This is a genomic window from Roseateles sp. GW821-FHT09H11 (genome assembly GCF_059415845.1).
Genome location: NZ_JBWKOA010000011.1, coordinates 1 through 19,972, shown reverse-complemented (window position 1 = coordinate 19,972; position 19,972 = coordinate 1). Strand labels below are relative to the sequence as shown.

The 19,972-nt window shown below is 59.8% G+C and carries 17 protein-coding genes; 5 read left to right on the top strand and 12 right to left on the bottom strand.

Going from position 1 to position 19,972, the window contains the following annotated elements:
- Nucleotides 1-97: 97 nt before the first annotated feature.
- From AC07PR_RS29180 to AC07PR_RS29125, 12 genes are all read right to left on the bottom strand, one after another.
- Nucleotides 98-2,404 (bottom strand): type IV secretory system conjugative DNA transfer family protein, encoded by a 2,307-nt coding sequence (locus tag AC07PR_RS29180; RefSeq protein WP_495137362.1) that lies wholly within the window; start codon nucleotides 2,402-2,404, stop codon nucleotides 98-100.
- A gap of 75 nt (nucleotides 2,405-2,479) precedes the next feature.
- The gene (gene virB11 / locus AC07PR_RS29175) at nucleotides 2,480-3,544 is read right to left on the bottom strand and encodes a P-type DNA transfer ATPase VirB11 (protein WP_495137361.1); all 1,065 of its coding nucleotides are present in this window, start codon (nucleotides 3,542-3,544) and stop codon (nucleotides 2,480-2,482) included.
- Nucleotides 3,528-4,838, bottom strand: a complete 1,311-nt coding sequence (virB10, locus tag AC07PR_RS29170; RefSeq protein ID WP_495137360.1) for a type IV secretion system protein VirB10 — start codon at nucleotides 4,836-4,838, stop codon at nucleotides 3,528-3,530. Before virB10 ends, virB11 begins: the two co-directional genes overlap by 17 nt.
- Nucleotides 4,835-5,749 carry a P-type conjugative transfer protein VirB9 gene (virB9, locus tag AC07PR_RS29165; protein WP_495137359.1) on the bottom strand — a complete coding sequence of 305 codons (915 nt, stop codon included), beginning with the start codon at nucleotides 5,747-5,749 and terminating at the stop codon, nucleotides 4,835-4,837. The genes virB10 and virB9 overlap by 4 nt, the downstream gene beginning before the upstream one ends.
- A 5-nt stretch (nucleotides 5,750-5,754) precedes the next feature.
- Nucleotides 5,755-6,540 carry a VirB8 family type IV secretion system protein gene (locus AC07PR_RS29160; RefSeq protein ID WP_495137358.1) on the bottom strand — a complete coding sequence of 262 codons (786 nt, stop codon included), beginning with the start codon at nucleotides 6,538-6,540 and terminating at the stop codon, nucleotides 5,755-5,757.
- Between the two features lie 186 nt (nucleotides 6,541-6,726).
- Nucleotides 6,727-7,815, bottom strand: a complete 1,089-nt coding sequence (locus AC07PR_RS29155) for a TrbL/VirB6 family protein (protein WP_495137357.1) — start codon at nucleotides 7,813-7,815, stop codon at nucleotides 6,727-6,729.
- 311 nt (nucleotides 7,816-8,126) lie between these two features.
- Nucleotides 8,127-8,846: a P-type DNA transfer protein VirB5 gene (gene virB5, locus AC07PR_RS29150; RefSeq protein WP_495137356.1), complete on the bottom strand. Its 720-nt coding sequence runs from the start codon at nucleotides 8,844-8,846 to the stop codon at nucleotides 8,127-8,129.
- A gap of 25 nt (nucleotides 8,847-8,871) precedes the next feature.
- Nucleotides 8,872-11,346 carry a VirB4 family type IV secretion/conjugal transfer ATPase gene (locus AC07PR_RS29145; RefSeq protein WP_495137355.1) on the bottom strand — a complete coding sequence of 825 codons (2,475 nt, stop codon included), beginning with the start codon at nucleotides 11,344-11,346 and terminating at the stop codon, nucleotides 8,872-8,874.
- A 2-nt stretch (nucleotides 11,347-11,348) separates the two neighbouring features.
- Complete coding sequence (locus AC07PR_RS29140; protein ID WP_495137354.1) at nucleotides 11,349-11,675, bottom strand: VirB3 family type IV secretion system protein; 327 nt, start codon at nucleotides 11,673-11,675, stop codon at nucleotides 11,349-11,351.
- A gap of 10 nt (nucleotides 11,676-11,685) precedes the next feature.
- On the bottom strand, nucleotides 11,686-12,000 hold the full coding sequence (locus AC07PR_RS29135) for a TrbC/VirB2 family protein (RefSeq protein ID WP_495137353.1): 315 nt from the start codon (nucleotides 11,998-12,000) through the stop codon (nucleotides 11,686-11,688).
- A gap of 181 nt (nucleotides 12,001-12,181) precedes the next feature.
- Nucleotides 12,182-14,515 (bottom strand): type IA DNA topoisomerase, encoded by a 2,334-nt coding sequence (locus AC07PR_RS29130; protein ID WP_495137352.1) that lies wholly within the window; start codon nucleotides 14,513-14,515, stop codon nucleotides 12,182-12,184.
- 8 nt (nucleotides 14,516-14,523) lie between these two features.
- On the bottom strand, nucleotides 14,524-15,297 hold the full coding sequence (locus tag AC07PR_RS29125) for a lytic transglycosylase domain-containing protein (RefSeq protein WP_495137351.1): 774 nt from the start codon (nucleotides 15,295-15,297) through the stop codon (nucleotides 14,524-14,526).
- A gap of 1,418 nt (nucleotides 15,298-16,715) precedes the next feature.
- Here AC07PR_RS29125 and AC07PR_RS29120 point away from each other — a divergent pair.
- The 5 genes from AC07PR_RS29120 (at nucleotide 16,716) to AC07PR_RS29100 (ending at nucleotide 19,820) form a co-directional block, all read left to right on the top strand.
- Complete coding sequence (locus tag AC07PR_RS29120; protein WP_495137350.1) at nucleotides 16,716-17,159, top strand: DUF6573 family protein; 444 nt, start codon at nucleotides 16,716-16,718, stop codon at nucleotides 17,157-17,159.
- Nucleotides 17,160-17,419: 260 nt separating this feature from the next.
- Nucleotides 17,420-17,707 carry a hypothetical protein gene (locus tag AC07PR_RS29115; protein WP_495137349.1) on the top strand — a complete coding sequence of 96 codons (288 nt, stop codon included), beginning with the start codon at nucleotides 17,420-17,422 and terminating at the stop codon, nucleotides 17,705-17,707.
- A complete protein-coding gene (locus tag AC07PR_RS29110) occupies nucleotides 17,708-18,025 on the top strand; it encodes a hypothetical protein (RefSeq protein WP_495137348.1) in 318 nt (105 codons plus the stop codon).
- Nucleotides 18,026-18,069: 44 nt separating this feature from the next.
- Nucleotides 18,070-19,326: a replication protein RepA gene (locus tag AC07PR_RS29105; RefSeq protein WP_495137347.1), complete on the top strand. Its 1,257-nt coding sequence runs from the start codon at nucleotides 18,070-18,072 to the stop codon at nucleotides 19,324-19,326.
- A complete protein-coding gene (locus AC07PR_RS29100; RefSeq protein WP_495137346.1) occupies nucleotides 19,323-19,820 on the top strand; it encodes a thermonuclease family protein in 498 nt (165 codons plus the stop codon). Before AC07PR_RS29105 ends, AC07PR_RS29100 begins: the two co-directional genes overlap by 4 nt.
- Nucleotides 19,821-19,972 lie beyond the last annotated feature (152 nt).

The following is a 19,972-nucleotide window of genomic DNA, read 5'->3' as shown; positions in this document are numbered from 1 at the left end:
TATTCCTTTAAAGGAACGTTAAAAATGCGGTTTTCAGTGAAACCGCGCTAGGGCAGCGCCCGTGTTGGAATATCCAACGAATGAGGTTTAATAATACTTAGCTTCTGGCTTCCATGTCAAGCGTTTCGAGTTGAATATGCGGCGGCTCGTCGCCATATTCGGCGTTCACTTCCGGAGTTCCGTCGTGTAAATATGCCAGATCGATCTCCTCAGTCACCCAGTCCGGAACCTCTGAGATATCGTCTACCGGCGGGATGTCGAGATAGGAATCCAACTCCACCGTCAGATTTTCGTCATGACGAAGTGGCTCGACGTTGACGGGTAGCTCCGAAACGACAAGTTCATTCCGAGCATCGAGGTTCGGAAGGTGGGCCGCTGCCGCTTGCGCAAGGCCGGAAAGCACATCGTCGTTTGGCCTCGTGCTGCAACCGTCCGCGTCGATTTCCAGCTCGTGGTCATGCGATGTGCCCTCGCCTCCCAGGCTCGCGAAGAATGCATTGACCAGATCCTCGACCTGGTCGGGATCTGCGCCATCGCTTCCTTTGGCCGCCTCGATCGCCGTGTCAAGCGCAGCAGGCGCAAGAGAGAGCTTGGAGAGGTCGACTCCCTCAGCCAGGTCCTGCAGCGTTGCTGCGCGCTTACGCCCTTGAACGATTGCGCCATGCGTCTTCATGTCCAGCAATGGCACGAGCGGTGGCGGCAGCAGCCTCGCTTTGAAGTTTGAGTCCTCGAAATACTTGATCTTGTCGCAGAGGATTGGCGGCACGTGCTCAAGGTCGATGATTTGCCGCCATCTGCCCAAGGTTCGAAACTCCTGCGGCAGGAGAAGTGCACGACGATGATCCGATGATGATTCACTGCGCTTGCCGTCACTGCCACGGCTCACCGAAGCCGCGGCAAAGGTCTCGTTTCCGAGGATCTCCGAATATTCTTTTGCCGAGTTTGGATCGCGAGTAGAGAAGAGGATGCGTGCCGCGTGGTTCACCATAAGGTTTTGCGCCACCTCTTTAGACTTATAGGCGGCCGTCAGCTGAGAAGGAGCTTGGATAATGGTGCAAAGCCGCAGCCAATACCCAGCCATGTACGCGACGCTGTTGGCGATGATCTCAATCGGGCCAGGCGCCGTGGCCTCGTCCATCATGAGCATGCAGTGGTACCTTATCGATGGGTCGTCTTCAGGAAGTGTCCTGGTATTAAGTAGAACGACCTGCGACCAAAACAGGTTAATAAGGCGCTTACATTCTGGAAGCCGATCCGGCGTAATGCCGATGTACACGGACATCTTCTCGCGGCGAAGGTTACGCAAGTCGAAGTCATTCTCGGAAGTCGCTGCGTCAACGATCTTGTTCGCGAAGATCTGCAGAGCCGCGTTAAAGGTTGCCAAAATGCTCGCGAGAGTATTATCGGACGTGGAAAGGAAACGCCCCAAACTGTCTACGCACTCAGACGACAGTGGGGGCAGACCTTCACCGTCCCAGTCATCGACGGGCACCAATTTCTTGGTTACCTCGCCATCGGCATCGACCTCTTCCACCTCGCGATAGTTGCGCTCGTCGATGATGCCTTGCAGGTATTCCTTGACGGGCATGCCCTTGCCCGACGCTTGACGAAGCATTTCCCCGCAGCTCTTGACCAGGCCAGGTGTCTCGAACACCATGAGGCCCAGTCCAAGGAACAAGTTCCCGGCGCTCTCGTCGAAAAATGGATCTTTTCCGTCGGCCGGGAAGAATAGCTTCGCGATCGATTGCAAGTCGCCTACCCGATACGGATCCTCGCGGACGTAACCGAGGGGGTTATAGCGGCTAGTGCGAAAATCTTCGGCAAACGGGTTAAAGAGGAAGACCTTTTGTCCATGCTTCTGACGGTACCCCGAAGTAAGACGCCAGATCTCCAATTTCACGTCAGAGGCAACTACGGAGTGATTCCAATTCAGCATGTTCGGAATCACGAAGCTAACGCCTTTCCCGCTTCGGGTTTCAGCGTTAACCATTACAAACTGGTTGCCGCCGTATACCAAATACTGCCCTTTCCACTTTCCAAGAATGATGCCGTGGGTCTCACTGAGAAGGCCCGACGCTCGGACCTCTGCGTCAGTCGCGAATTTTGCATCACCGTGGAGTTTTCTGTTAACTTTGAACGCGCTCATCACCATTCCGATAAATGCGAAAGTCGCGGCGGCGGCACTGACGAGTATTGCGGTTTTGAGCTTGGACGCAATATGCGCCTGCGCAGAGTATTGAAACCAGTATTGCAGCCAAGTCAACGGGGTAATGGTTATAGCCGGGGTGGTCTTGGCCAAGAGGAAGAACAGATAGCCCGCGAAATACAGCGCGAGCGTCGTGAAAATTAGCAGCAAAATTGCTACCAGGATGGCTTTGGCCCACCAAGGTTTATCGTCTTGCATCTCAGTCCAAGTCTGATCGCGGCGGCAGCCGCCTTTCCCCGCCTAAAACGGCATAGCCGTTTTTGGGGGGGTGTGTTAAATCCCCAGTGCCTTACGTTTAACCATCGGGTCGTACCAAACCTCAGTGATATGGCGTCCGTGTCCATGGTCAATGTCATTCGTGATATGAACGACCACATCCACCACCATGTCCAACATCCGGTTAATCACCTCGTGCGGTAGCTGGCGGCCCTGTCGATTCATCATCACCATCAAACCCAATCGGACGAACGTCATCCGGGCATTGGGTGCGTGCACGCTGGTAATGCTTCCGCCGTGGCCAGACAGGGCCACATTGACGAAGTCGTAGGCCTCCCCCCCGCGCAATTCCGCTTGCAGAATTCGCGACGGCTTCATCCGCAAACTGCTTTTCAGTAGGGTCGCCGCAGTCACCGGAGACCCTGCTTCCTCTGACGCCTCCGAGGGGTAGAAAAGATGCACGTGGTTAGGGTGCGATGGAAGCAGCAGTTCCGGGGTGTCCTCGATCGTCAAGATGCGATCGCTTCGGGGAATCTCCTGGACCAGAGCCTTCATGAAGGTGGTCTTGCCGCTGCCCGTCTCGCCGGCGACCACGATGACCTTGTTCGCTGCTACGGCCTTGCGGAAGAAGTCGCCGTACCGCCGGTTGCGATGCAGCTCGACCAGCGCCAGTTCATCTCGATCAAGGTCAGCGGAGATCGGCTGAACGTATTTGAAGAAGCCTTGGTCCTCGTAGTCGCTCAATGACCGGCTGTTCTGGGACGGCTTGCGGATCGTGAAGGAGTACGTCGACGCCTCGCATGCCGGAGGCGCCACGATCTGCACGCGTTCGCCGTCAGGAAGGGTTGACGACAGAATAGGTTTTGAATCGCGGATCTCACCGTGGTTGTAACGGGCGATCGCGGTGGCAAGCTGCTTGCAGGCATCGAGCGTGATTCCCGGCGCGTCGACGCGCTCCCAGGACGAGAACCGCTCGATCCACAGCTCGCCTGGTCGGTTGATGCAGACCTCGGTCACCCCTTCAGTGGCGAAATGGTCGCTGATCGGCTTGAGGAAGTGGCGGACCGACGACTCGCGATTGACGGGCAACTCGCCGCTGCTGACGCTATCGATGGGTTTCATAGACGGTCGAAAAGTCAAGGTCTCGTGCGACGTAGACCGCCACCCGGCCGCCCTGGTGTCGGTACAGCGTCGGCGCGATGTTGATCGTGTTCTTGAGCGCTTCCGCGGCCATGTTTTGGGAGGCGTCGGTCGTGCTACTGAGGTTGTTCGTACCGCCGCCGCTGGTCGCTGCACGCGCAACGTCGTCTACGAGACTCAGCATCAACGCGCCGCCAAATCGCTCCCAAAAATGGTTGTCCACAACCCCTGGGATGCCGCCCCCTCCGAGAGCATCTGCGGCAGGCGAGTCAAGTTGAATCTCAACCCCGCTAGGCGTCTTGAGCTCGGTCCAGAGGACGAAGATCCGTGCCATCCCTTGCCGAATCGACGACTGGTATTCACCCGAAACGATCGTGCCGCGCTCGAGGATGAGCACCTTGCCGTCCGCGCTGAAGACGTTTTGGCTGACCTGGCAGCTCACGAAGCCGGGTACGGTGGTGTTGATCAGGTTCTGCAATCCGCAGTCAATCACCGTTCCCTTGAGCAGCTTGAGCGAGAGGCCCGTCTGCAGGGAGGCCTTGCGAGGCGGGGTGCGCGTTCCGCTCAGCATGCCCCCGAGCCCGCCGCTGGAGATGGACCCGCCTGCGCTGCCGCCACCCCCTGCGGCGCCGAGCGCGGCCTGCACGCGGGCGGCGATGCTCCTGTCGCTCGTCGGGTCGATGGAGGACGCCGTCGCGGTTGCCTGGTCGGCAGGCGTAGCTCTGAAGAAGAGATCCGACTGCCCTCGGTCGATGCTGTCCTCGGGTCGCGTCCCACCCTCTGTTGGGCCGGGAACATTCGACGTGCGCGGTTGCGCCGCTGATTTGGCCACGTTGGGGGCGACCGAGCCTGTCGCCTGGGGCTTGGCGTCAGGAACGACCTTCAGCGCCTCAGGTAACGGCAGAGACGGGTCCTGCGGCACCTCAGCCCCGGCACCAAGGGCGGTGCGTTCTGCTGGGGGCCTTGGCAGCGTATCTGATGCAGCGGAGATTGAGGCGCCATCACCGATCGGCCTGTCGATGTCGCGAGCCTGCGTGGCGGGCTTGTCGAGGTCGACCGGACTTGCAGTGGCTCGGTCATCGACTTGAGTGACGGCGGCCTGCTCCGCCAGGCGTGGCCTGAGCTTGACGTAGAAGATGGCGCCAGCGATCGCCAGCACGGCCATCACGACGAGGACCACGAAGGCCTTCTTCGCCGAGTTCGGTTTTTCAGCGTTGATCGCCGGAATACCGCGCTCGCCCTCCAAAGCCGGCGAGTCTTGTTCGATTTCGTTCATTTCTCGTCCAGCCCTTTGATCACTCGACGCAACCCTGGCACGGTGGTGCCGTTTTCAGCGGCCACGCCCTCGGCGTCGAACTCCTCGTTGAAGAGTCCAACAACAGCGCTCTCGAGCCGGAGGTTCAACTGCCGGTACACGCCGTGTACGACCACCGTGTCGCCCTCCACGTGCTTATTGACGATCTTTTCCGCGCCGTCCTGTGTGACCGCGAAGATGGTTGGGAACTCGCGGTTGTTCGGGAACTTCAGGTAGGTGAATCGACCGTCGTCGTACGCAGCTGCTGGTGCGATCGAGTCGGAGTTCTTCCCCGATTGCATCGAGTACGCCCAGTTCTTCGGAGGGATAGCGTCGTCGAGGAAGGCCGCCGACTTCGTGCTCTCGACGGCGACCTTCTCGGCCTGCGCGTCGTCATCCGGATAGAGGAAGCGGAGGCGATAGGTCACATCCGGGGCAGCGGCAGCCTTCTTCTCAGGGAATCGTTCGCGCTTGTCCTTTCGCCCAGGACGCTCGCTAGGCTCCGGTTGCGCCGAGATGGCGCCGAGGAACAGCACGTCGAAGTCATACTCGCGCCTGGTGGTCTTCACCATCAGATTCATGTCCCAGTCGCCGGCCACCGGCGACTGGAACGTCTTGTCGGCCCGTTTGACCGATCGCGGCTTGATAAAGAGGACGTTGTCCTTGTCGTCGATCTGCCACCCGGCGCTGAAGCTCGAAGCTTTGTCGAGCACTCGCTCGTCGGGCGCGAAGATGATTCGGGCCGCGTTGCCGCGGCTCCTCACGACCGTCACGTCGTCGGCGTTGTAGACGATCGTCTGGATGCGACCGTCGAATTTCGATCCCTTGGGGAAGTCGGCTGCCAGCGAGAGCTGCGGCACCGCAGCCGCGAGTGCGAGAAAAAGAAGTCGCATCACGATCAGCCCTGGCGAAGGTCGCGGTCGAGGTCGTAGCTCACAACCTGGAATCCATGAGGGTTTTTCAGGCGGTCAGCCAAGCTGAGCTTCTTGTTGGGCGTGTAGACGTACCGCATCTTCACGAACCAATACGTCGCCGGCGTTGCCTCCACTTGGGGACCGCCGTTCGGGTCAACGCGAAACACCCTCCGAACCATTCGGAACTCAGCGATGCCTTGTCTAGCCGTGACAGTGCTGATCTCGGGAACGATCCGGATCGTGTTTTTGTAGCGCTCATCCAGCGGCTTATCCTTGTTTTCTTTGGCGTAAAGCGCTTCGTAAGGGGCCGCGACTTTCGGACTGGAAAGCTTGATGACGGTCCGGTAGTCGCTCTGAAGCGTGAACCAGTTGTAGGTCTCCCGCGCCAGCACGTACAGATTCGCCCAGTACAGGTCGCCGGCCTCTTCGTAACTCATCTCGCGACCAGCATCCCCGACGCGGGTGACGGTCTCGGCGTTCTGGTTCTTGTCGACGCGGATGACCTCGAGCTGTGTCGTCTTGAGCGGGGCGAGCGCAGCCATGGCCACTCCCTCGACAACGGCGATCACGCTGGCGCCGCCAGCGATGAGCCATGCGCGGCGTTCGGAGAGCTCGCGCATCTCCGACTGCTTCGCGTCCCAGTCTTGCGTCTCGGCGACCAGTAGATCCACGGCCCCGCCCTGCGTTTCAGCGCCACCACGGCTCGCCCGTGGTGGTTGGCTCGCGCCAGCTGCTGTTGAAGACGTTCGGAAAGCTTTGAAGAAGGACATTTGCGGCGCGCGAAATGATCAATATTGGCTCCCATAATAGATCATCATGGGCACCGAAAATGGCAACGGTGGTAGACCAAATGCGAGAAATTACCGCCCCAAGATCCATCGAATGGTGAGCAAAAAAACAAAGGCGCCGGACAGCTTTCGCCGTCGGCGCCCTTCGAGGACAGAGGAGTTAGGAGGCTAGTCGTCGGAGTTGATCCTTCCACCCTCCTTGCGCCCCCAGTTGCGTCCGATGTTCTTCATCAAATGTTGGCGGTAGGCAGGGTTGAGCAGGGTGTTGCCGGCGACCAGGTGGTCCGCCCGCCGGCCCGCCACCATCATGCCGGACTCGAGATCCCGCCGAGTCGTCATCGGGTTGACCGCATCATGCGTCGCGCGCGCCGCGGCGACAGGCGCTCTGGTCACGGGTGCAAGGATGTCGCGCAGACCCATCGCGGCCGCTGAAATACCGCCGGCAAGCGACCCAGCCAGCGTGGGAACGTTTAAGAGAACGCGGTACATGGCTAACGAGAGTCCAATGATCTGCACGGCAACCCAAAGCGGGTTCTGCTCTGAAGCATCTGAGAAGTCCGCCGGCGCCAGGAAGGCTTTTTGCATGGCCATGGCGAATGTCGACAACACGGCGGTGATCACGATCACCCATGTGTAGTTCAGCACCTGGCCAGCCCAAGCGTCGAAGAACTTCTGAGTGACCGGAAACAGCAGTGACAGGATGAACAAGGGGCCGATCGCGAAGAGGATCGCAAGGAAGAACTTGGCCATCACGATATTTCCGCCGCCAACCAGGGTGATGATGAGTCCGGATGCCGCCACGGCAAGTCCAGATACGATCCACCCAAGCATGGACCCTGCCGCCGTGAGGCCGGCGTCGTCGGCGCGTTGAAAAGCCATGGCCGTGAGGTCAAGTGACCGCCCCAGCGCCTCGTCCAGCACCTGATACGACGATGTGCCCGAGTTCGACGAGGCCAACGACAATGCCGTCGACAGGCCACCTTCGAAGCCCTTAAATCCGCCAACGACGACTGAAAGGTAAGTGTCGGCAGTGAGGCCCAGAGTGGTGATGATCGAGATCTTCACCATGTGCTTCGTGAAGGTTTTCAGCGGTGTTTGCACGGCGCCAGCCAGGACCGAGTAGCCGTAGAGCACGATGTACAGCGTGACGCCCGTCAGCGTCAGCACCGAGAGTGCCAGCATCAGCTTGGTGGCGGCGGGGGATACGAATGCTGCTGTTGCGTTGTCAACCGTTTGGCCAATGAAACGGAACAGCATCGGAGCTTCGTTTGCCATTACCTACCCCTAGCGACTGGCGGCAGCGCTTGCGGCGAGCGGCTTGATGCCGGCCTTCGCCCCGTAGGCCAACTCGACTTGCGCTCGACGTGCGTTGGCGCACTCCGACCCGAGCTCGTCCGCGTCCTTCTTCCCGCGGCACTGCCGAATCACGTCAAGGCGCTCTGCCTTGTGTTCCTTGAACCAGTGAATGTCGCGGGGGGCCGCAGAGGCAGGGACCGCCAAGGTCTGCAGGCCGCAGCAAACGGCTGCTGCGAAAAAGATTCCGTTGCGGCTCATGGCTATGTCTTCGGTTAGTTGGTCGTGCCGAATGTCATCGGCTCCACTGCGATGCCCTTGCGGGACGAATACGTCTTGGCTGCAGCCTCGCGTTGCTGCTGCTGCTGAATGCGGTCCTCGGCTTCTGCCAGCATTTTGAACAGACTGAGTTTCGTCTGTTCGTTGGCAATCATCGCTTGTTCCGCCGCGATTCGGCCCTGCAGCTCAGCGATTGCCTTGCCGTCCTGCGTGGTGTTGATCTGCCCCATCAAGGCGTCGATCTGATCCAAGCGACTTTTCGCGGCCGTGAATGCGTTCTGGGCTAGAGCCTTGTCCTGCGCGCCTTTCGTCGATCGTGCTTGGCACAGTTTCTTTCGCTCCTCGCTCATCAACATCTGACACAGATCGTACAACCTGGTGTCGTTCACAATTGACTTTGCATCAGATGAAAGGCTTGAGTAACCGAGCTTGCGCGCGTTGTCGTAAACCTTCTGCCAGTCTTGAGGCAGATAGTTCCGAAGAGCAGGGTTGTTGAGAATTTGGCCGAGGTTCCGAGAGCCAGTCAGCGACTCAAACTGACGCCGCTGTCCGTCGATCTGTTGATACATCTGTTCGTACTGAGTCTTCCATTTTGTAATCGTCTCAATCTGCTGGGTGATGTTGTTGGCGAGGTTCGCGCCGTCCGTCACCGGAATCTGAGCGTAGGCTCCCAGCGACAGCATCAGGGAAAAAAATGCAATTGCAACCTGCTTCATTGAAACTCTCCTGCCCTGTGAAATGTTAATGCACTGCTTTTCTGGCCTTGCGCCGCTCGTGGAATATCGGTAACCACACGGCCGGATCTTCTCCAACCTCGGCCAGGATCGAATCCATTAGCTCGATATTGTCTTGACTTCCGGATAGCAAGGCCAGATCGTCCCCAAAGCCTGCCAGGTCCAGCATGCCGATAACTGACTGCTGTCCCTGTTTGACGAGGAACATGCGGCTATCTTCGGCCAGATTCTTGATAATTTCGAATTCTGCGTCCGTTACGTGGAATCCGTCCACGTACTCGCTGCGGTTTGCCTTCGGATTCGGCAGGTAGATTTCAGTGGCGACCTGCTGCACCAGTTCGCTGGCAATCTTGGATTTCAAAAGACTGCTCGGCATTTGAGTGGAAAATACGCCTAGGCCATCAAGCTTACGAATCGTCAATTGAGATTCGCCAGCAAAGTCCGCAAATGCCTCAGAGTCGACCCATTTCCAACACTCGTCCATGAAATAGATGAACCTGCGCCCATCCATTGCACCCCTCATGCGATAGATCAAATACATCGACAGTGGCGTGCGAATGTCCGCGTTATCCAGGAATGCAGTTCCGTCGATGCCGTAGTTCGGGCGGTGAGTGAAGTCGATCTTGTCGTCGCCCCCATCGAAGACCCACCAGAGAGCTCCGCGGGTCCCGAAGCCGTCATCACTGCACCACTTGGCCAGGCGCTTCACCACGCTGTTGTCAGCGTCGGCTCCCTCCGTCATGTTCTGAAGCAGCACCGAGAGCCGCCTCAGGCGTCGAGGCATCGTCACCAGGGCATTGACGGCAGCTGAGATGCGCGCGTCATCCACCGCAGATAGGCGGCTTCCATCCGACGTGGTCAAGCATTTCGTCAACTTCACCAGGAAATCAATGTTGGTTTCCGTGACGGGAAGCTGATAGGGGTTGCAGCCAGTGAACATGCCATTGCGAATCGACAGATATTCACCGCCAGCCGCTCGCACCGCCAACTCCATCCCGCGATTGAAGTCGAGGCTCACTGTGGTAAATCCCAACTTGGCGTCATTGCGGAACTTTTGCGCCTGCCATAGAAGGTGGTTGATGAGGGTTGTCTTGCCTGTGCCTGACATTCCGATCACACGAGTGTTTCCTAGAACCTTCTGGTCGTAATTGTGTTCGTCGCCCCGTGTGTAGTGAAAATTGAAGAAGAGTGGCTGTCCAGCGGGCGTTTTAAACAGCGTGACTGCCTGCCCCCAGGGATTTCCGTCGCGCTTGCCGGAGCGAAAGTTGTGGAACCCGCTAAGACCGGCGAAGTTTTTGCTGGTGAGCGCTGCGATTCGGGGACGAAAACTCCAGTTGCCCGGCAACTGGGCGTAAAACATCGCGTCGGTCGCCGTCGTTACCAAGCCAACAATAAACCCCTGATCCTCGAATATCGCTTGAGCCTTCTTCGTGTGGTTGCTCACTTGCTCAATCGAGTCTCCGAATACGAGTAAGGAACAGTGATATTCCCCCATCGCAAAGTCACCATTCACGTACTCGTCGAGGGCTTGGCTGATAGCCTTGATTTGCTTGACGCCGGCATCCTCGGTCGAAATGAGGAAGGCTTGCTGGTCCTTCAAGTGCTTCTCACCATCCGGTTTGCCCATGAAGCTGAACGATTGAGTCAAGACAAACTCATACGGCTCGTACATAAGCCCATTCAGCATCCCGGGTTCCGTGTGATCCGCGTATTCTTTGAAGTCGAGGGCTTGCGCGAATCTGACGCGGCGAGCCGTTCGGATTTCGATGGTTTCAACGCCAGCCCACACCCAAGCGTTGCCAAGGTATTCATAGAGCGGCGCCTTGGGCACTCGGACCTTTTGCCAGTTACCAGTTACAAGATAGTTCAGGAAGGACAAGGCTTCCGAACATACCGCACCTGTGGATGCGTCGTCGTACATGCCGAGTGCTTCTATACCTTGCGACTCATTTGGTCCGTAGCGGCGCATCGCCGCTTCCACTTGGCCGGCGAGTTCGTCGAGATGGCGAATTGCCGCCGCCTGTTCGCGCTGGATGTCGTCGAGGCTGCGACGAGCTGCTTTGGAAACGGCCTTACCGACCCGAGACGCCTGAGGCCGGTAAAGGAGCGTGAGATACCATTCGTTGGCGACCATCTTGTAGCCGGCAAACGACGCGTTGTATCTGTCGTGGTACTCAGCGCTCTGAGCATCAGGGTAATCGGCGTCTAGCCGTTCGCTCGTGGATCGATGCACCTGGTGAGACCAGAGGGCCACGTTAGCCGAGGCAATGCTGCGCCACAGCGTATTCAATTGGTCCTTGCGGGTCGCAATATCTTCAGGGTCCGCCGTCTCAAACGCAATTCCAGCTACCCGCCAGATTCGAAGGTAGTCGCCATCGCGAGTTTTGAGCGTGTTCTGCGCAATATGTGAGCTATAAGGAATAAAGGGCGCCATTGCGCGCCCTCCATTCATCTGCTCCGCAAACTTCGGACGTGCGGACATATTTACTTGCCGATCTGACGGTATTTGATGGGGGAATAAGACGAGCTCTTCCAGAATCGAGAATTGGCGTCTCGTTTTATGTACCTGAAGTAGAACTTCAGCCACAACAGTCGGAAGATCTGCGGGTCGCTCGCCGCCAGCTGCTTCATCACCACGCCGATCACGATACCGGCGACAAGGACTGCGGCGCTAAGCCACGGACTGACCAGGATGCTCCAGACGGCGCCAAGCAGAGTACCGAGCGCCAGCACCGCCAGGGGCATGAACGGGATGCCCCATTGCATGGCCGGTCGAGTGCAGCCCTTGAAGAGATCGTCTCGAAGTGCCACGGCTACTTGCTCAAGCGACGATCATGCGTGCGACCTCAGCCGCGCCCGCGATCAGCACTCCGCCGCCGATGACGTTCCAATGGTCCTTGATGGGCGACTTCTTCCACATCACTTCGTAGCCGACGAAGGTGACAGCGAGGGTGCCAACGGCGACAGATACGCCGCGCAGGAGCGCCAAAAGCCAGTTCAAGGAACTGTTCGACCTCTCGAGGCCGCCGACCTCTTGCGCGAGCGCGGGGTTGGTCAGCAGCGCTGCGGCCGCCAACGTGAACAGGCCGGCTTGCAGCCACTGCGTTGCGGTGGGCCGGGCGGGTGTGAACTTCATGGGATTTCCTCTTGATGGACGGTCGGGGGCGCATTGGCCTAAGGTAAACGTCGTTGACCATCTTGCGAAGAATGGGAACGAAAGTGGTCGAACGACGCGACCACTGTATAGGAGTTTGGCTACCGAATGAGGGCGTTTTGGGCGCACAAAATCTGGTTTTTTGCGGCAGGATGTGAAATCCCTAACGCTTTGCTGCGCGTGGTGCTTTTGATGGCTTCTTGGAGGGGGCGGCTCGCGCCACCCTTGCTGTGGGCTTCCCAGCCTTGTCATCCATCACGTTGGTGCAACTGCCGTCGCGGTAACCGACGCATCCCCAGAAGTACCCGTGTGGCCCTTTGCGGCGATGCATGTTCTTCTTGCACTTCGGACATTCGGCCTTCAAGACAGGCACGGGCACGCCCTTCTCGTCATCGAGAAACGTTTTGCACTCCTCAGAGGTGCAAAACCACCCGAAGCGACGGGTCAGCTTGCCCGTCTCCTTGTCTTTGCGCTGGAACCGGCGAAGCGCGGATGAGCACGTAGGGCATGGATGCACCTTCTGCGGCACGGGCTTGCCAGCCTGGTCGTCCATGAAGGTGCGGCAACCTTCGGCGGTGCAAAACCAAGCTGCACCTCCGCCGGATCGCTGATATCGACGGAGACTGCCCGAGCATGTGGGACAGGCCTGTTCCACGCGTGGCACAGGCGCTCCGCCGACATCGTCGTAGAAGGTCTTGCAGTCCTCTCGGCTGCAGAACCAGATTGGAAGCTTGCCAGGCTTGGCGAACCTTCGCAGACCCGTGCCGCACTTGCTGCAGCTGTGCTTCGGCTGGACCGTCGGCGAAGTGGAGGCCCGTGCGAGTTCAGAGTTCAGCGCGCGATGCGCGCCGCCGACCACGTCGATGTAATGCGCGTGGCCCGACGCAACTTCATCTAGCTTTGCCTCCATGCCCTTGGTGAATGGCAAATCCATGAACCCGAATCCTGCGGAGACCAAGCTGTCGACGACCTGAATTCCCTTCGGACTCGGTTCCAGTTGCCTGCGATCGTTTTCAACGACGTACCCCCGTTGCTCGATGCCGCTGATGATCGTGGCGTAGGTGCCAGGCCGCCCTATGCCTTCCGATTCGAGGCGGCGCGTCAGGCTCGCCTTGGTGAGCCGCGGCGGGGCCTTCGTTGCCTTCTTCACCAGCTCGCCGTCGACGGCGGTCAACGGCGATCCTGCTGCTCGAGCTGGAACGGGACTCAGCTCATCGTCTTCGTCAGGTTTGCCCTCGTGAGTGGCATCCTCCGTTGTCAGCGATCGCCAGCCGGCCTGGGTCATCACGCGACCGCGCGCGACGAACTGCATGGGCTTGGGAGCATCCTCCGCCGCCAGGCGCAGCGTCGTCACCGCGTAGCGCGCGTCCGCCAGTTGACTGGCCACCGTGCGTTGCCAGATCAGTCTGTACAACTGCTGCTCTTCGTCCGTTGCTCCAGCGCTCTCCACGTCAATATGCGTGGGGCGACATGCCTCGTGGCTCTCCTGAGCGCCGGCCTTCGATCGGAACTTCCGGCCCTTGTCGGGCAGCGGCCAGCCCTTGCCCGTGGCGAACGCTCGGACTTCAGCGATCGCTTCGTCGCCGATCGAGACCTGGTCCACCCGGTGATAGGTGATCACCCCCTGTTCGAAGAGTCGTTGAGCGAGCGCCATGGTGCGCTCGGGGTTCAGCTTCAGTTTCGCGCTCGCTGCTTGGATGAGCAGCGAGGTCGAGAAGCACGACGGAGGCGATTCCCTCGTTTCGTCTGCGCTACAGCTGACGACGTTGAACCGCCGACAGGCTGCAGCCGCCTTCGCCAGCTGCTCATCCAAGACGTACGGCACGTCTTCGGAGACCTCCGAGCTCGTGTCCCAGTGCGCTTCCCACGCGCCGTCGTCAAACTTGACGACCGCACCGAAATGGTGAGTCGTCTTGAACGCCTTTATGAGGCGTTCAAGATCGACCACGATCCGCACCGCAACGCTCTGCACACGCCCTGCAGATGCGCTCTCCCCAAGCATGTTGGACAGTACCGGTGACACAAGATAGCCCACCAGCCGATCGAGTGCTCGCCGCGCTTCCTGCGCGCGAACCAGCGGCATATCAATCTTGCGCGGTTTGGCGAGCGCGGCCTGCACCACCGCCGGCGTGACCGCGTCGAAGGTCACCCGGTCGTAGTCGGCTTCGCCAAGGCCAAGCGCCTCCTTCAGGTGCCACGCGATAGCTTCGCCCTCGCGGTCTGGATCTGACGCGATCACCACGCGCGTGGCACGCCGCGCGGCCGTCGCCAGTCGCGCTACGCGTTCCTCCGCGCCTGGATAGGTGCGCTCGCCCACTTTGGCAGGCGGAATGAACTCGTACTGGAGCCGGTAGTCCGGTTCCGCCAAACCCATGCTCTTGCGCGGCAGATCTCGAATGTGCCCAGCGCTGGCGTGCACCTCCCAGCCCGCGCCCAACATCTCACGAAGCTTGCTCACCTTGTTCGGGCTCTCCACGATCATCAACTTTGACGACATGGCCCACCTCAGAACGGGAACGCCGGGCGCAGCTGCTGGGGCCGCAAGCCTTCGTCGGCATGGATGGATTTTTCGGCGCCCTTGGCCTTCGGCCTCCACGCGCCCGAAGCGGCCGGCTTCGCCACTTCGGACGACACCCTCCCCGACTGCTTGGCAGTCGGTTCCAGAAGGATCGGCGAGTACACGCCGGTCAGCTCGTCGACAACGTCGATGTCGGCCGCTGCGTCAAGCTCCGCGGCATCAGGCGCTGCGCTTTCAGCCGCCCTCTTCGCCTTCGTCTTCAGCGTAGGATGACCGGCCTTGTCTCCCTGCAGGCCCGCCTTGGCCAACACCTTGTCGACGTAACTCGACTCTCCAGGCCGGTCAGGTACGAACCCTCTCTTGAAGTTGCCCGAGTAGTAGCAGGAGAAGGCCGCTCGCAATGCCCTCTGGTCGTCGTGACCATGCGCGGGCAGAGCCCGCTCGTAGCAGTCCTGCAGAATCGATGCGCCAAGGCGCAGATTGGTACAGGCGTCGAGCGCTCCAGCGTCTCCGACGCCGAGCCGCTCGAGGTTATAGCGGTTCACCTGGGCAACGCCGACCGAGTAGTTCCAGCCGTCACGGCGCAACGCCTTGATCGTCGCCAGCGCCTCTGCCTGGCTCCTCGGCTGTCGCTCCAGCCGACCGCCAACAACACCAATCGCGAAAGGGTTGAAGCTCGACTCCACAGCTGCAACCGCAGCCATTGTTTGCGGAGCAACTGTTGGGGCACATTGCTGTGCAAGCGCAAAAAACTCCATCATGGGCACGCTTCGTAGTACGAAAACGGTGCCCATAGTAGGCTATTTTGGTCGCACCACATTGGCGCTTTGGTGGCGCAACATGCCAACTTTTGGCGTTTTGCCGCGCCTCAACGTCGTCGATCTATGCAGTGTAGGCGGGTGGCAGGGACTGGTTACGATAAAGCTCAATCTTCGACGTAGGGCAATTCTCTTTCAAATGCTCATTCAGCCGAGCTAGATCTTTCCACATCTTAGGGGTATTGCGCTCCCGTTTCGTCGTGACGTACCAAGCTTTCTTCGAATCCCACTTGAAGGTCACCACCAGATATATGCCCTCCGACGTCTCCATCAGAATTAGCTTCTTAATCGCCTTCTGCTGAGCATGACGGAACAAATCAATCTCGAACACGCTATTTTCGGGCGTGCACGGTTCCAATTGACTTCCAGCCGCGTCGGAATGGAGTTCGGATTCTCTGGAGTCTGAAGGATGCATTTGAAGATATGTAGTGTGAGCTGATTCAGGAATTAATGCTTCTCGTATCTAGTTATCCGAAGTCTGGTGCTCCGGTTACGCATTAGTCGAATCAGAAGACTCTGGTCTTCCTTGCAAAGTTTCATGCTCGCCCCGGCATGCGCCGGGTCCGGGCTTTCGTGCTTCGCATCGAGCCGTCAGACCTGCGGTCCTAGTCTCGACCCTTCGGGCATCAATCCCTCTCGTTGCGCCTACGGCGCTCCGCCATTCGAACGCTCGTGGCGTGTGGAATGGGCGTTGAAATTCTAGCAACTTGGTGACGCCAACCCGGCATTTTGATCTGCCGCGTCACCAAAGTTTTACGAGTGGAAACCCTTCCGTGACGCGAGTCGTTGCCTGCTTCACAGGTCCGAGGTGGCTGCCGTTGTCACGTCGAGGATACAGCTTGCAACAGTGACCGGCCTCTCCCACTTCAGTGGGACGCAGCTTTAACGTGTCGCCACGGCGAAGTGCAGGTGCTCAATCTGCGTTCTCGCCTCCACAGCTCCGGCCACAGCCTCCGCGACGCGCCGCCGCCGGCGGCCCTAGCCCGCGCGATCTCCGATCGCGCAGCCCGTTGGCCAACCCTCCCCTCCCCCATGGCGCAGCACCCTCGCTGAGCACCCTCTCGCCCGCACTGACGTTAGCCGGCCCCGTTCTCCCTCCAAGGGTCCGCTCCGCCTGGTCCTCTCCCGTTCTCACTCGCTCCGCTCCCTGCGCTGCGGCCTCCGGGCCAGCCCTTGGCGCTCGACCGTCTCCGTCTCCATCCGTGCTCTACGGCGATAGAGCACTCAGCGAAGCAGGTTCCCACACCACCACCAGAGCTCCGGCTCGGCCAACAAACCCCTCCAGCCAAATACCCGGCTCCAGAGGCATCTAACAAAGCAGGCGGTCTCAACGCCAAACGCAATTCAACGGAGAGAGTTCCATGATCAATACAGCGCACGATAGTATCTTCGGCGAAGTTATCTCGGCGTATTCACGGGAAGCTGCGATTGCAGATGGCGTTTTACACGACGTCTCGGCGCGCGCGAGGGATGCCGGGTTCGTGATCCCAGTGGCCATAACCCATGCCGCCTGGGTGGACTGTGTATATTGGACGGCCGACGATAACGTGCGGACGCGAGCAATAAATGACCAGGAAGGTCGTCTTTGGGACCTGCTATACGTCGCCAGCCTTGCGGTGAAGGCCGCCCGCCTCGCGGCGCGCTCTACGGCGGCGGAGTTGCGCTCGCCACGACTGCCCTTCGCGCTGTATCGAGTGCGACGCGATGGCGGCCCGCGACCGAAGCGCACGGTTTTGCATCTGGTCGTGGGTCCCGGTGACGACGGCACGCCGGTCGTCACCATCATGGAACCGACCGAAGACTAGCGCACGAAGGTCGCCCAAAGAGGGCGCTCACCGTTCCGTGACGTTCTTGGCACCTCTACTGCGCGAAATCGGGGCCAGCAATTTTGCGAAACGGTGACTTAGTGGGCACAAAGTTTGGGTTTGCGGCTCCCAAAACGACAATAATGGCAGCACAAAACGGACCTAAAGCATTCCCACAATCGACCTAATGGACGCGCAAAACGAGAAGGCCGATGCTCTCCTTGGCAACGGCCCGCTAGCGCGTCTACAGGGAGGGCCTCTTGACGACCTTTCTTCAGCTTCACGACTTCACCCCGGAAGGGCAACTTAAGTTCGGCGAGTTCCTAGGGGCCTTCCTTAAGCGGAACGTTCCGCGCTCGGCTGTGCAGCTCGAATGCCTTGGCAACGTTGAAGCCGCGATCAACGAATCTCCAGAGCAGGCAGTCCACATGTGGACTCTGCCCGCAGCGCTCTCGGCAGACGGCGTTGCTCGCGATCTCTCCATCGAAATCGGCCTCGACCTCATCGTCGAGGCGGTCGAACTCGCACCAGCCGAAGAGGGCTACTGAATGTCTGAAGAATCCAACCAGCCCATGACCCTTGAGCAGCTGCGCTTCATCGTCAAGGTGGGGGGCGTTGACTCTGCACAACTGGTCGGAGCCGGCGCCGTCTTCCACGTGCAGGTTCATGGTCGGCAGAAGGCCACCGGTGGCGTTCTTGTGCGTCGCAGCGACAACCAGCCGCGCGGCTTCAGCGATCCCGCGCGAGCGCTCAAATTGCTCAAGGACGTGGGTGTCGATGAGGTCAGCGTCAACTTGACGAATTGGGACCCGTCTTCGAAGGCTTCGCACGGTCCCGACACTGCGCTTGATCAAGCCCTCAAGTAAACACCAATACCGGTGGTCGGAAACTGCTTAAAACCTGCGACAAAATGGACGCCGTCACCTCAGAACGCCCCATCGCGAGTTCCCATCTGATGCCACCTTCCCGGAAGCGCGCCACCGCGCCCGCTGAGTTCGACGAGTCTGCCTATAAGGCGAAGCTGGTCGAGATGGGGCTGCCCGAGTCCGAGGCAGCATCTCTCGCCGCCAAGACTGCGGAAGGCAAGCGGGCCGAAGCGCAGGTCGCCGCTCTGCAGCGAGCGGACCTCGAGCGCAAAGCTGCGCTCGTGAACGCGCGGCAACAGGCGACTGTTGAAGGCGACGCGCCCGCCGACCAGGCCAGTCCGAGCCGAAAAATTGCAGTCCAGGCGCCGAAGTCCGAAAAGCGGATCGTGGCGACTATCGACTACCGAACCGACGAGATCCCGGAACGAATCCGCGATCTGATCGAAGCCCACCTCGCCATCGAAAGTGAAGACGCACGGCGGGCCGGCGCGATGGGTTTCATGACTCGACCTCTCGCGATCGCGACGCTGCCCCATCGCCGTCAGGATGACTTCCGCTTCGTCAGGAAGAATGGGGACTTCACGCTGACGATGATGACCGCGAACACGGCGGGCCTGCCTTATGGAACGCTTCCCCGCCTTCTGCTTGCATGGGTGTGCTCAGAGGCCGTGAAGACGCAGGAGCGTGTCCTCAATCTCGGCGATTCGTTGGCCTCCTATCTCGACGAGCTTGGGTTGCGCTCCACCGGTGGCAAGCGCGGCGACATTACTCGCCTGAAACATGCGATGACCACGCTGTTCTCGACCGTCATCTCTTGCCAGTACGAGGGCGCTGATTCGTGGGCGCTATCCAACGTGCTGCTCGCGGACAAAGTCGAATGGTGGCAGCCGCAAAACGAGGAGGACGCTGGCAGGTGGCAATCTCGCCTGCAGCTCTCCGAACCATTCTTTCGGGAGTGCATCGACCATCCCATCCCCTTCGACATGCGCGCTGTCAAGGCCATCCGGCAGTCGCCGATGGCCCTCGACATTTACGTCTGGCTCACCCACCGCATGAGCTATCTCTCCCGACGTACGCTGATCCCTTGGGTCGCGCTGCAAGGCCAGTTCGGCGCGGGTTACGGGCAAGACGCGCAGGGACTCCGTGACTTCAAACGGGCCTTCCTCCGCGAACTGAAGCACGTCTTGGTCATTTATCCCGAAGCGAAATGCGCGGACTCGCCGACCGGACTGGTGCTCTATCCGAGCCCGCCGCATGTGCCCTTCAAATCCAACCGCCCCAAGCAAGAGCGCTTGCTGTGAAGCGTCCTGCATGGAATCGGCCGCTGTTTTCGGCGATCATTGCCCTGCTCGTGCCGGGGGTGGCCTGGGCCGATTTCGAAGGCAAAGTGGTGGCGGTGCTTGATGGCGACACCCTGGATGTTCTTGTGGCCAATCAGCCGCGGCGAGTGCGCCTCTCTGATATCGACGCACCCGAAGTTGCCCATCGAGGCGCGAAGGAAAGCCAGCCCTTCGGGACGCGTTCTAAACAGGCGCTCGCTGCGTTGACATTCGGCAAGGTTGTCCAAGTCGCCGAGCGCGGGTTGGACACCCGCTACGGCCGTGTGATCGGCCGCGTCCACGTGGGCCCCGTCGACGTCAACGCGCAGATGGTGCGTGAGGGCATGGCGTGGGTTTATCGTCGTTACTCGACGGATCGCGACCTGGTCGCGCTCGAGGACGGGGCAAGGGCGCGCCACATCGGCCTGTGGGCAGACCCCGCGCCTTTAGCTCCCTGGGACTTCCGCAAGCGCTGAAATGCACCCTGCCGGAGGGGACTTGCCTCCCTCTGTCCCCTCTGGATTCACCGCCTTACACAGGCGGTTTTTTTTCGCCGTAGGCGCCTTTCCCCGCCGTGCGACCCGGGAGGGTCGTGCCGGGGGCGGTGTGCATGGTGACGCGCTGCAGA